At 68.7% G+C, this 13,438-nt stretch carries 8 protein-coding genes and 1 pseudogene; 6 read left to right on the forward strand and 3 right to left on the reverse strand.

The genetic code is table 11. The annotated features are described in order from the left end of the window. Positions 1-59: 59 nt before the first annotated feature. The 4 genes from ACRDSQ_RS25490 (at position 60) to ACRDSQ_RS25505 (ending at position 5,446) form a co-directional block, all read left to right on the forward strand. Entirely contained in the window at positions 60-1,007 is a 948-nt protein-coding gene (locus ACRDSQ_RS25490; RefSeq protein WP_431424497.1) for a MupA/Atu3671 family FMN-dependent luciferase-like monooxygenase, read from the forward strand. Between the two features lie 65 nt (positions 1,008-1,072). Next, on the forward strand, positions 1,073-2,371 hold the full coding sequence (locus tag ACRDSQ_RS25495) for a M28 family peptidase (protein WP_431424498.1): 1,299 nt from the start codon (positions 1,073-1,075) through the stop codon (positions 2,369-2,371). Positions 2,372-2,397: 26 nt separating this feature from the next. Continuing rightward, complete coding sequence (locus tag ACRDSQ_RS25500; RefSeq protein ID WP_431424499.1) at positions 2,398-3,873, forward strand: M28 family peptidase; 1,476 nt, start codon at positions 2,398-2,400, stop codon at positions 3,871-3,873. A gap of 79 nt (positions 3,874-3,952) precedes the next feature. After that, entirely contained in the window at positions 3,953-5,446 is a 1,494-nt protein-coding gene (locus ACRDSQ_RS25505) for a M28 family peptidase (protein ID WP_431424500.1), read from the forward strand. A 99-nt stretch (positions 5,447-5,545) separates the two neighbouring features. On the opposite strand, the gene ACRDSQ_RS25510 is transcribed toward ACRDSQ_RS25505, so the two are convergent. The 3 genes from ACRDSQ_RS25510 to ACRDSQ_RS25520 form a co-directional block, all read right to left on the reverse strand. Further along, positions 5,546-6,436, reverse strand: a complete 891-nt coding sequence (locus ACRDSQ_RS25510; RefSeq protein ID WP_431424501.1) for a carbohydrate ABC transporter permease — start codon at positions 6,434-6,436, stop codon at positions 5,546-5,548. Positions 6,437-6,440: 4 nt separating this feature from the next. Next, a complete protein-coding gene (locus ACRDSQ_RS25515; protein WP_431424502.1) occupies positions 6,441-7,370 on the reverse strand; it encodes a carbohydrate ABC transporter permease in 930 nt (309 codons plus the stop codon). A gap of 87 nt (positions 7,371-7,457) precedes the next feature. After that, positions 7,458-8,693, reverse strand: a complete 1,236-nt coding sequence (locus ACRDSQ_RS25520; protein ID WP_431424503.1) for an extracellular solute-binding protein — start codon at positions 8,691-8,693, stop codon at positions 7,458-7,460. Between the two features lie 315 nt (positions 8,694-9,008). Between ACRDSQ_RS25520 and ACRDSQ_RS25525 the strand changes: the two genes are divergently transcribed. Together ACRDSQ_RS25525 and ACRDSQ_RS25530 are read left to right on the forward strand one after the other, a co-directional pair. Then, positions 9,009-12,734: an NPCBM/NEW2 domain-containing protein gene (locus tag ACRDSQ_RS25525; RefSeq protein WP_431424504.1), complete on the forward strand. Its 3,726-nt coding sequence runs from the start codon at positions 9,009-9,011 to the stop codon at positions 12,732-12,734. Positions 12,735-13,042: 308 nt separating this feature from the next. Continuing rightward, positions 13,043-13,438: pseudogene (locus ACRDSQ_RS25530) on the forward strand (hypothetical protein); the annotation flags it as partial.

The raw sequence follows: 13,438 nt of genomic DNA on the forward strand, positions 1-13,438 counted from the left end.
CATCAAATACACCAAGAAAGACGTCGACGCCCTGCCCATCACCCGCCACGATTTCCACGGTGAATGGAACTACTGCGTCCACCCCCCGACACGCCCGTAAACACCGACCTTATTCTGACGCGAGCCCCAAGCACATCGGCATCCGGGCGGGCAGCGTCGTCGCGCCCCTGCACCCTCCGGTCCGCATCGCCGAGGAGTGGTCGGTCGTCGACAACCTGTCCGGCGGCCGGGTGGGTGTCTCCTTCGCCTCCGGTTGGCACGCGGTCGACTTCGCCATCCGCCCGGAGAACTACGCCAACCGCCGGGAGGTGGTGGTCGAGACCATCAACACCGTCCGGGACCTGTGGCGGGGCAACAAAACCACGTTGGTGGACGGTGAGGGGAAGCCTGTCGAGGTCAAGGTGTACCCGCCCCCGGTCCGCCCGGAACTGCCGATCTGGCTCACCAGCTCCGGCAGCCCGGAGACCTTCAAGGCGGCGGGCTCTCTCGGTGTCGGTGTCCTGACCCACCTGCTGGGCCAAGACCTCAAGGACCTCAAAACAAAGATCACCACCTACCGCGAATCCCTCCCCGAGGGCACCCCGGGCCATGTGGCCCTGATGCTGCACACCTTCCTGGGCCCAGACCGCGACGAGGTCCGCGAGATCGTCCGGGAACCCTTCAGCGCCTACCTGCGCAGCTCCATCGGCCTGATCGTCCGCGCCGCCGGCGACATCCTCCCCGGCGTCGACCCGGATTCCCTGTCCCCGGAGGACATCGACTTCCTGGTGGAGCGATCCTTCGACCGCTACTTCGACACCGGCGGCCTCTTCGGCACGGTCGAGGACGGCGCCGCGACCCTGGAGCAGCTGCGGGAAGCGGGCGTCGACGAGGTCGCCTGTCTCATCGACTTCGTCGGCGACACCGACAAGGTCCTGGGCGGCCTGAAGTACTTGGACAAGCTCAAAAACACCTGGCGCCAGACGATCCCCACCGGCGGAACCGAAGCCAGTCCACCTCGACCATGAATGGCTCGGGTGGACCGCCCCCACCCCAGGCCACAGTGACAGCGCCGCCAAGCACAAGGAGAACGATGGTCCCCCAGGATCTGGCCGACAGCGTCACCGCCGACGCGGTCCTGCACCATCTCCAGGCCTTCCAGCGCATCGCCGACCGCAACGGCGGCAGCCGCGCCTCCGGCACCCCCGGCCACGAGGAGTCCGTCGACTACGTCGCCGAGCGTCTCATCGCCGCCGGTTTCGAGGTCAGGCTCCAGGATTTCCCCATCATCTATGAGGAAACCGTCGCCGAGCGCCTCCAAGTCGGCGCCGACACCATCCCCATCACCGTCATGCGCCACTCGCCTGACACCCCGCTCGGCGGCATCACCGGACCGCTCGCCGTCCTCGACGCGACCGGCTGCGAGGAGTCCGATTTCGATGGCGCCGACTACACCGGCACCATCGTCCTCATCCGCCGCGGCGGCGGCCCGCACTGGGTCAAGCAGGCCAATGCCGCGAAGGCGGGCGCCATCGGCACGATCATCCACAACACCAACGACGAATGGCTCCTGGGCAACCTCGTCTCCCCGGACAACGCCCGCATCCCCACCGGTGGCATCGCCAAGGCCGACGGCGCCACGCTGCGGGAACGCGCGGGCGATCAGGTCACGCTCGACCTGCGGAGGTTCTCCGAGCCCCGCGTCTCCCGCAACGTGATCGCCCAGACCAAGACCGGCCGCACCGACCGGGTCGTCATGGCGGGGGCGCACCTCGACAGCGTGGTGGACGGCCCCGGCATCAACGACGCGGGCGCGGGGTGCGCGGCGCTGCTGACCGCGGCGCTGGAGCTGGGTGGCACGCCCGAGGTGCGCAACGCCGTGCGGTTCGCCTGGTGGGGCGCGGAGGAACTTGGCCAGATCGGGTCCAACCACTACGTCCGCGCCCTCAGCGACGCCCAGCTGCGCGATGTCGCCCTGTACCTCAACTTCGACATGCTCAGCTCGACCAACGGCGGCTACTTCGTCTTCGACGGCGGCCCCGGCCCGGAAGGCTCCGTGCACATCGAGAAGTCCTTTATGGACTTCCTGGCCGGGCGTGGTGTTGAGACCGAGCCGCTGTCGCTGTTCGGCGGGTTCGACCACGCCGTGTTCGTCGAGGCCGGGATCCCCACCGGCGGGCTGTACACCGGCGCCACCGCGATCAAGACCCCCGAGCAGGCCCGGAAGTGGGGTGGCACCGCCGGCCTCGCCTACGACCCCAACTACCACCAGGCGGCCGACGAGCTGTCCAATGTGGACCAGGTGATGCTGGCCCACAACGCCGCCGCCGTCGGCTGGGTCATCGCCCAGTACGCCGCCGACACCGACGCCCTGCCCACGCGCGCTTCCTGATCCCCAACCCCCGAAAGCGAGCCCGGATGTCCCGCAGCAGAGTCCTCAGAGGGGCGGCGCTGGCGATCGCCGCCTGCCTCGGCATGACCGTCATACCCGCGCAGGCCGCCGAACCCGACGGACCGGCCCTGGCCAAGCGGCTGACGAGCAAGGTCACGCTGGACGCGATGAACCGCCACCTCATCGCGTTCCAACGCATCTCCGACCAGAACGGCGGCAGGCGCGCCCCCGGCACGCCGGGCCACGAGGCGTCCGTCGACTACGTCGTCAACAAGCTCACCGCCGCCGGCTATGACGTGACCACTCAGCAGTTCCCGATCCCGTACTCCGAGGCCCTGGTCGAGCGCCTCATCGTCGGCGGGACCCCGGTCAAGATGCACATGGCCCTCTACACCCCGGACACCCCCAAGGGCGGCATCACCGGCCCGCTGGCCGTCCTCCCGGAGAGCGCGACCCCCGGTTGCGCCGCGGCCGACTTCGCCGGTGCGGACTACACCGGCACGATCGCCCTGATCCGGCGCGGCGGCTGCCCGTTCGCGGTCAAGCAGCAGAACGCGGCGAAGGCGGGCGCCATCGGCGTGATCTTCGCCAACAACATCGACGGCTGGCTGCGCGGCAACCTCACTTCGCCCGACCAGGCGGTGATCCCCAGCGGTGGTGTGTCCCAGGTGGACGGTGTCGCGCTGCGCGCGAAGGCGGGCCAGTCGGTCACCATGGAACTGAAGGTGCTCAACGAGCAGCGCACCTCCCGCACGGTGATCGCGCAGACCAAGACCGGCCGCAAGGACAACGTCGTGGTCGCGGGTGGACACCTGGACAGCGTCGTCGAGGGCGCGGGCATCAACAGCAACGCCACCGGCTCCGCCGCCCTGCTGGAGACCGCCCTGCAGCTCGGCGGCTCGCCCAAGGTGAGCAACGCGGTGCGGTTCGTCTTCTTCGGCGCCTGGGAGTTCGGCATCATCGGCTCGCCGTACTACGTGTCGAACCTGAGTTTCGAGGAGCAGCTCGACATCGCGCTGTACCTCAACTTCGACGCGATCGGCTCGCCCAACGCGGGTTACTTCGTCTACGACGGCGACACCGGGCCGTACGGCTCCGGCGACATCAAGAGGTCCTTTGTAGACTACCTGACCGCCCGCGGCGTGCCGACCGAGACCACCCCGCTCAACCACCGCTCCGACCAGCTCGCGTTCCTCTCGGTCGGCATCCCGTCCGGCGGCCTCTACACCGGCACGATCGGCGCCAAGTCGGCCGCGCAGGCGCAGAAGTGGGGCGGCACGGCCGGAGTCTGGTTCGACGCCTGCTACCACGAGGCCTGCGACAACCTCGGCAACATCGACCGGGTCGCGCTCGACCGCAACGCCGACGCCATGGCCTGGGTGACCGCCTCCTACGCGGTCAGCACCGAAGGCGTCAACGGTGTGCCGCCCCGCGTCGAGCGGGCCGGACTGCGGTCGGCGGCTCGCGCGTCGGCCATGACGGTCGCGGCGGACTCGATCTGACCTGGTGATCTGCTTCGAGACCGGCCGTCCCATGCGTGGGACGGCCGGCCACCGTGAACGACTTTCGAGAGGAGACGACGTGCGCCGCATCCCGTCGCGCAGCACCAGGAGATCAGCTCTGGCCATCCTGGCGGTGGCCGCCGCGGTACTGGTCGGAACCGGTCCCGTCGCGGGCGCCGCCCCCGAGCGGTCCGCGGAGACCCTCACCGACACCTTGGTACGCAAAGTGTCCGTGGACCGGATCAACCGGCACCTCGTCGCGTTCCAGCGTTTCGCCGACCGCGCGGGCGGCACCCGGGCGGCCCACACCGACGGCTTCCGCGACAGCCTCGACTACGTCGCCGGGAAGCTGCGCGAGGCCGGTTTCCTCGTCGAGACCCCGGAGTTCACCTTCGACCGCCGCGTCACCGACGCCGCTTCCGTCGTGGCGGGCGGGACCACCGTCGAGCCGTTCCCGATCATCCACGGCATGAACACACCGGCGGGCGGCGTGACCGGCAGGCTGGTGCACGTGCCCGTCGACGCCAATCCCGGCTGCGACGCCGCCGACTACGCCGGACTCGACATCACCGGCGGCATCGCGCTGATCAAGCGCGGCGGCTGCACCTTCACCCAGAAGCAGGCGGTCGCCGCCGGCGCGGGCGCGGTCGCCGCCGTCATCTACAACCAGCTCGAAGGCCCGCCCCGAGGCATCCTGGCCGGTGGCCCCGCGGCGTCGCGGATCCCGACCGGCCTCGTGACCATGGCCGACGGCGCGGCGCTTGCCGCGCTCGCGGGCACGACCACCACCGTCGACCTCCGCACGCACATCGTGCCCACGGTCAGCCGCAACCTGATCGCCCAGACCCGCACCGGCCGCACCGACAACGTGGTGCTCGCGGGCGCCCAACTCGACAGCGAGGACGACGTCCCAGGCATCAACGACAACGCCACCGGCTCGTCGGCGCTGCTCGAGGTCGCGCTGAAGCTCGGCGCCTCACCCAAGGTGTCCAACGCGGTGCGCTTCGCGTTCTGGGGCGCGACCTGGACGCAGTTCGGCTCCAGCGCCTACCTGAACTCGCTCGACGCCCAGGCGCGCCTCGACATCGCCATGTACCTGCACTTCGACATCCTCGGCTCCCCGAACGCGGGCCACTTCGTCTACGACGGCGACGACTCAGACCGGGTCGCACCCGGCCCGCGCCCCGCGGGCTGCGCCCGGATCGAGAAGACCTTCGTGGACTTCTACGCCGCGAGCGGCATCCCCACGGAGGGCACGAACTACGACGGCAACACCGACCACCCGGGCTTCGCGGCCGCGGGCATCCCTGTCGGCGGCATCTACGGCGGCGCGTTCACCTACAAGACGGCCGCCCAGGCCGCCAAGTGGGGCGGGCAGGCGGGTGCGGCGTTCGATCCGAACCACCAGACGCCGAGGGACAACCTGGACAACGTGAACCTCGACGTCCTGGACCGCAACGGCGACGCCATCGCCCACGCCGTGGGCAGCTTCGCGACCAGCACCGAGGGCATCGACGGTGTGTCCCCGCGGGCCGCCCAGCCGATGGCGCAGGAGGTCGCGCCCGCCCGGTGAGCGCGCCATCGGCGACGTTGGTGTAGCACTGCACCCATCGCAACCAGGCCGAGAGTATGACGTGGGTCATGCTCTCGGCCTGGTTGTGCTGTGTGTCCGCTACTTGACGCCACCAGCGGTCAGGCCTGCGACCAGGCGTTTCTCGATGAGCGCGAAGAGAATCACCACGGGCAGGATGCCGATGATCGACACCGCGAAGACGTACTGCCAGGCCGAGTCGTACTGGCCGACGAACTTCGTCAGGGCCACGGTGAGTGGCTGGTTGGTGTCGGTGGGCAGCAGGATCAGGCTGGCCGCGAACTCGTTCCAGCAGGCGATGAAGGTGAACACGACCGTCGTCACGATGCCCGGCCAGACCAGCGGCAGCATGATCCGCCGCATCGAGTCGAAGCGGGAGCAGCCGTCCAGCCAGGCCGCCTCCTCGATCTCCTTGGGAACCGCCGAGAAGAAGCTGTGCATGATCCACACGGCGAAGGACAGGTTGAACGCCGCGTTGACCAGGATCATCGACAGGTAGGTGTCGTTGAGTTCCAGCGTCACGAACTCGCGGAACAGGCCCGAGGCCAACACCGTGGGCTGCAGCATCTGGGTGATCAGCACCAGCAGCAGGAACGGCATCTTCAGCCGGAAGTTGTGCCGCGCGGTGAAGTACGCCGCGGGCACCGCCGCCACCAGGGCCAGCAGGGTGCCGCCGATGGAGATCACCACGGTGGACCACAGGTTGTCCGGCAGCGGTGTCTCCGGCGTGCCCCACATGGTCAGGAAGTTCTCGGGGTGCCACTCGGCGGGCAGGTAGGTCGGCGGGACCTTGAGGATCTCCGGGCGCGACTTGAACGCGCCGGACAGCATGATCAGGTACGGGGCCAGGAAGATCAGCGCGATGACCCCGCCGACCGCGGTGAGGTCCCAGCGCCGCCGTTCCCGCTTGACCGGCCGTGGTGCGCGACTGCCCGAGTCCAGTGCCGGGGGAGCCTCGGTGAGGGTGCTCATCAGCTCAGACCTCCCGCATCGGGCGCACGATGCGCAGGTAGAAGGCGATCACGATGAGGACCACCAGGAAGTTGATGACGCTCAGCGCGCTCGCCGTGTCGATCTGACGGTCGCCCTGGATGATCTTGAAGGTCAGCGTGGTGGTCGTGTCGGCGTCGTAGCCGGGGATCGCGCCGGTCATCGTGCGCAGGATGGGCAGCGAGTTGAACACGTTGATGACGTTGATCAGCGCGGCCACCGCGAGCGCGGGCCGCAGCATTGGGAACACGACACGCCAGTAGGTCTGGGGCTTGGTCGCGCCGTCGATCTGCGCCGCCTCCAGAATGTCGCCCGGCACGGTCTGCAAGCCCGCGAGGATGACGAAGGTGGTGAACGGGACGGACACGAACACCGCCACCGCCGCCGAGGACAGGAAGCCCGAGACCGGGTTCTTCAGGAAGCCGTAGGGCTGCGCCATCACGCCGGTGTCGACGAGGAACTGGTTGATCACCCCGTAGAACGGGTCGAGGCCGTAGACGAAGATCGTCGAGGTCATCACCACCGACGCCGCCCACGGCACGATGACCGCCAGCCGCACGACCGTGCGGCCGGGGAACGTCTTGTTCAGGAACTGTGCCAGCACCAGCGAGACCAGCACGCTGACGAGCACGACGCCGACAACCCACACCGCGGTGTTGAGGAAGACCCGCGGCAGGTGCCCGAGCGCGAAGACCTTGCCGTAGTTGTCCCAGCCCGCCCAGCCCAGGTCGGTGCCGAACCGGGAGATGTCGCGAAACGAGGTGTAGAACATGTAGCCCGCCGGGTACACCACGACGCCGCCGATCAGCAGCAGCGCGGGCGCGAGCCACGGCAAAGCCTGCAGGGTCGACTCCCGCGTGACCTTGCGGCGTCGGGCCTTCGTCGGCGGGGCGGTCGCCACGGTCGGGTCTATCACTGGCACAGACTCCCTCATTTTTCAGAACCGTGGGTGGCGACCGATGCCCCGGTCGCCACCCGCGGACGGGCGGACGGCTCGCAGGGGTCAGCCGCCCGCGTCCACCTTGGCCTGGATCTCCTCCAGCACGTCACCGGCGGGCTTGGTCTGGATCTGGCCCACCAGCTGCTTGAACGCGCCGGACGCGGTGCTCCACGCCGGGTTCGTGGCCGGGTAGAACTTGGCGCCGGGAAGGGCGTCGATGAACTCCTTGAGCTCCGGCTTGGCCGCGGCGGCCTCGCCACCGGACTTGGTGGCCGGGATGAAGCCCTCGTTGTCGTTGAACTTGACGTAGTTGTCCTTCTCGTAGAAGAAGTCCAGGAACTTGCGGATCGCTTCCTGCTTCTTCCCGTCCTTCTTGAAACCGACGAAGTAGTCGGCGACACCCAGGGTGGCGGGCTTGCCGTCCTTGGTCGGGCTCGGCGCGATCGCCCACTGCAGGGCCGGGTTCTTCTCCTTGATCTGGCCGACGACCGGCGGCAGGCCGGTGATCATGCCGATCTTGCCCTGGATGAACACGTTGATCAGCGGCGTGCGGTTGGTCGCGCCGGGGTCGGCCTGGGTGGCCTTCTCGTCGATCATCTTCTTCATGAAGGTGAGCGCCTCGTTCGCCTGCGGGGTGTCCACAGTGATCTTCGAGCCGTCACCCCACGACGCGCCCGCGCCGTAGGCCCAGATGGAGGTCTCGCCCTGGGCTTCCTCGTTGCCCAGCGGCATGCCGTAGCCGCTGACGCCGTCGCCGAGGGCGGAGATCTTCTTGGCGGAGTCGAGCAGCTCGTCCCAGGTCTTGGGCGGGGCCGCGATGCCTGCCTTGGTGAACAGCTCCTTGTTGTAGAACAGCGCACGGGTCGAGGCCACGGTCGGCACGCCGTAGGCGGTGCCGTCGATGGCCGCGCTCTGCACGAACGCGGGCACCACGTCGGCCAGCGTCGCGGGCGAGACGATCTCGTCGGCCTTGAACAGCAGGCCTTCCTTGCCGTAGGCCGGGCCCGCGGAGTCGAGTTCGAGGATGTCGGGCGCCTTCTGGCCCTGGATCTTCGTGTCGAGGACCTTGTAGATGTCGTCCCAGCTCTGGACCTCGAGCTTGACCTTGATGGTGGGGTTCTTGGCCTCGAACGCCTTGACCAGGTCTTCCCAGTAGGGCTTGGTCTTGTCGCCGTAGGACGGGACCATCAGCTCGAGCTCGGTGTTCCCACCGGCGCCGCTGTCGGAACCGCCCCCGCACGCGACCAAGCCGAGCGTCGCCGCGGTGGCGATCGCTGCAGCCTTGATGACACGCCTCAACTTCTCCTGCCTTCCTGCTGGACCGGCCCGCCGGCACTGCCGGACGAACCGAGCGATGCAAACTTACGATTGAGAATGAGCAGTTCTAATCACTTGTAAGCAGATTGCGAACATGTTCCCCCCTGCTCTCCGGTTCGTCAACGGTCTCGGGCCAGCTTTGACGTGTGTTGCCTGAATGCAACACGAAGCAGTGACAGCGCGCTCGCCATGCGCTAGACATGACGAAACCTGCTCGAAGATGCTCGAAATGAGGGCTTAATGCGCAGAAGTGTTCAGATATGTCGAAATCTGGGGATTCTTGCCGCCACAGCGGCGGTGGCGACCACCCTGCTCATCGCACCCACGGCCACCGCCGCGGAGCCAGGGCAGCTCGGCGCGGTCACCGGGTTCGCGGCCGACAAGGCCACGTTCACCCTGGACGCGGGCCAGGCCAAGGTCCGCGTGGTCTTCCTGCGTGACGACGTGTTCCGGATCTGGCTCGCACCCGACGGCCAGTTCACCGACCCGGCGAACACCCCGCCGACCGACCCGGCCGCGCCGAAATCCGACATCGTCGTGAAGAAGGACTACAGCGCCCCCGAGGCAACCTGGTCCGACCAGGGCGACCACTACTCGCTGCGCACCAAGTCCGCCGAGGTGCGCGCCTACAAGAACCCGCTGCGCTTCGCCCTGCACCGGGCCGACGGCACCCAGGTGTGGTCCGAGCGGGCCCCGTTGGCCTGGACGGCCACCAGCGCCACCCAGTCGCTGGGGCGCGGCCCGACCGAGCAGTTCGTCGGCGGCGGCATGCAGAACGGCCGCTTCTCCCACCGCGACAAGACCATCAAGATCTCCCGCGACTTCAACTGGGAGGACGGCGGCAACCCCAACGCCTCCCCGTACTACATGAGCACCGCGGGCTACGGCGTCCTGCGCAACACCTTCGCGCCGGGCAGCTACGCGTTCACCGAGCCGGTGGCCACCACCCACCAGGAGCAGCGCTTCGACGCCTACTACTTCGTCGGCGACATGAAGACCTCGCTGGACCGCTACACAGAGCTGACCGGCAGGCCGTTCCTCCCGCCGATCTACGGCCTGGAGTACGGCGACTCCGACTGCTACAACCGCGGCCACTACCGTCCCGGTGTCGACCCGGACCAGCGCAACGACGGGAAGTACCACCCGGAGAAGGAGATCACGACCGACGCGGCGAAGATCGCGCAGAAGTTCGTCGACAACGACATGCCCGGCGGCTGGATGCTCGTCAACGACGACTACGGCTGCGGCTACAGCGCCGACCGTGACGCCTACATCCAGAACCCCAACCCCAGCGGCGTCGAGAAGTACATCGGCACCCGCGACATCAACGCGCTGACCACCGCGGGCGGCGAGCTGCGCAAGCGCGGCATCGAGATGGGCCTGTGGACCGAGTCGTCGCTCGACAAGCAGCCCGAGGAGGTCGGCCAGGCCGGTGTCCGCGTGCGCAAGCTCGACGTCGCCTGGGTCGGACCGGGCTACCGGCACGCGCTCTCGGCGTGCGACACCGCGCACTCGGGCATCGAGCAGCACAGCAACGCCCGCGGGTACAGCTGGATGGTCGAGGGCTGGGCGGGCGCGCAGCGCTGCGCGGTCCAGTGGACCGGTGACCACGCGGGCACGCTGAACAACATCAAGTGGCAGATCCCGGCCATCCACGGCTCGGGCAACTCCGGCATCGCGTACTCCGCCGGTGACGTCGACGGCATCTTCGGCGGCAGCGCCACCAGCTATGTGCGCGACCTGCAGTGGAAGGCGTTCAACCCGGCCCTGATGTCGATGAGCGGCTGGTCGACGCCGAAGTTCAAGCAGCCGTGGGCCTACGGCGACCCGTACACCTCGATCAACCGGCAGTACCTCAAGCTGCGGGAGCAGCTGCTGCCGTACTTCTACAGCTACGCGGCCGAGGCGCACCGCACCGGCGTGCCGATCAACCGGTCGCTGATCCTGGAGTACCCGAACGACCCCAAGACCTGGGACGACACCACCAAGTACGAGTTCCTGGCGGGCAAGGAGTTCCTCGTCGCCCCCATGTGGAACGAGGGTGAGGTCAAGGACGGCATCTACCTGCCCGAGGGCACCTGGATCGACTACTGGTCCGGCCAGGCCCACCAGGGCCCGACCACGATCAACGGCTACCACGCGCCGCTGGACCGGCTGCCGCTGTTCGTCAAGGCGGGCGCGGTCGTCCCGATGTGGCGTGACGGCATCACCGGCCACGCGCAGCAGAAGCCGGGCGACCGGGTGACTGTCGACGTCTACCCGCAGGGCGAGTCGTCGTTCTCGATGTACGAGGACGACCGGGTGACCCGGGCCAGCCGCGAGGGCAAGTCGGCGACGCAGAAGTTCGACGTGTCCGCGCCGAAGAACGGCTACGGCACGGTCGCGGTGCGCATCGGCCAGAGCGTCAGCGACTACGCGGGCAAGCCCGCCGCCCGGCCCTACGAGCTGACCGTGCACACCGGCACCAAGCCGAACGCGGTGCAGCCCGCGGGCACCATCCCGCTGCCCGAGCTGCGCACCAAGGCCGAGTACGACGCGGCGCAGACCGGGTGGCACTACGCCGAGGGCGACCGCCGCGGTGTCGTGCACGTGAAGACGGCGCCGGTGTCCACCGGTGCTTCGACCACGATCAACCTGTACGGCACCACTTCGGTGGGTGGCGGCAGGCTGAGCGACTCCTTCGGCACGTCCACACTGTCCACTCCGGACATGTGGGCCGCCGCGGGCGCGTCGACCGAGGTGGCCGCGGAGTTCCGCAACGGCACCGAGATCCCGGTGCGGGACGTCCGGCTCGGGCTCACCCTGCCCGCGGGATGGACCGCCACGGCGAAGGGAAGCACCACCCATTCGGTGGTGTTCCCGGGGAAGAGTGTTCGGACCGTGTTCGCCGTGACCCCGCCCGCCGCCGCGGTGGGCAGTCACACGATCAAGCTCGACACCACCTACCTCGCCGCGGGTGCCAAGCACACCAGCACCGCGGTGGGCCGCGCCCAGGTGCCGTTCGGCTCGGTGGCCGCGTCGTACAACACCGTCGGCATCACCGACGCGGCCACGTTCGGCGCGGGCGAGTTCGACCCGGACGGCAACAGCTTCCCGGCCGAACTCCTCGCCGCCCAGGGCTACGCCCCGGGTGCGACGGTGACCGCGCAGGGCGCCCAGTTCACCTGGCCGTCCGCCGCCGCGGGCACGCCGAACATGGTGAAGGGCCAGGGTCAGCCGATCCTGGTCTCCGGAACCGGCACGCACCTGGCGTTCCTCGGCTCGGGCGCGAGCACCAGCGCGCGCGGCACGGTGACCGCGATGTACACCGACGGCACGGAATCGACGCACACGCTGGCTTTCCCGAACTGGTCGTTCCAGGACCCGACCACCGGCGGCGCGAAACTGGCGGTGTCGGTGAAGGGCCGCTACACGCCCACCGGCCTGGCCAACACCGATGTCGACTACCGGGTCTTCTACAACACGGTGGAGTTGGCCAAGGGCAAGACGATCCGGGCGTTCAAGCTCCCCGCGAGCGCGACGTTCGGCGTGTTCGCCGCAGCGGTGCACGACCGGCCGCTGCCGCCCGCGCCCAAGGGTGAGGCGTTCGTCAGCGACCTCGAATGGCTGAGTTCGACGAACGGTTGGGGCCCGGTGGAACGCGACCGCAGCAACAACGAGAGCGCCGCTGGCGACGGCAAGCCGATCACCCTCAACGGCACCGTGTACACCAAGGGTCTCGGCGCGCACGCGCCTTCCAACGTTCGGGTGAACCTTGGCGGTGTCTGCTCCTCGTTCAGCGCGAAGGTCGGCGTGGACGACGAGATGGGTGACACCAGTCCGTCCACTGTGGTCTTCAAGGTCGTGGTGGACGGGGTGGAGAAGTACGCCTCCCCGGTGCTGCGGCCCACGTCGGCCACGGTTTCGGTGCAGGTCCCGGTCACCGGGGCGGGCACGCTCGAGCTGGTGATCGCCGACGGCGGCGATGGCATCGCCAGCGACCACGGGGACTGGGCGGAGGCGAAACTGTCCTGTAACCCGTAACCGGAAAAGCGGCGGGGCGGATGACCAGGCGTACTGGTCGTCCGCCCCGTTCTTCGTTCCTGGGCCATTCGGGGGATACCGGTGGGTAGCGCAGTCGATCAAGGTTGCGTGGCGAAACTATCGCCTATATATAGAAATCCGGTGAGCCGCTGGTCACCGAACTGTCACGCGCGGTCTCATGTGCGCGGCCAGTCTTGCGGTAGCATCGCCCGCGTCGCGGAGCCCCCAGCCATTTGGTCCGGCCCACGCCACATAGACTTGATCATGGTCGTCGGTCGCTGTCGGTCGCCTCGTACAGGAAGGACCAGATGTCTGAATCGCCCTCGCCGGAGCCGCCTCAGCCCACCCGCGGCGCCCGGCTGGAGAATGACTACTCGCGGGCGAGCGAGCGTCTCCAAGCCCGGCTTTTACAGATCGGCTTGTCCCTGCTCGCGGTAGTGGTCCTCGGCGGTGGCGCCGGGATCCTGTCGATCGCCATGAATCCCGTGTCGGCTCTGGTCGCGTCGGTGAGCGTGGTGGGCGGCAGTGTGATCGCCGTCATGATCGCGCTGCTCTGCGCCGGGTCGGCGACCCGCAAGATCCGGCTCCCCGCGCACCGCGGGTCGGCCGCGGCCTACGCCCAGCGCCCGCCGTCGCCGATGCCGGTCCCCGCGCAGGCGCCGACCCCCGCTCCGGCGCCAGCGCCGACGCCCGCCGAGCAGGCG

This window comes from Actinokineospora sp., from assembly GCF_050699995.1.
Lineage (GTDB): Bacteria > Actinomycetota > Actinomycetes > Mycobacteriales > Pseudonocardiaceae > Actinokineospora.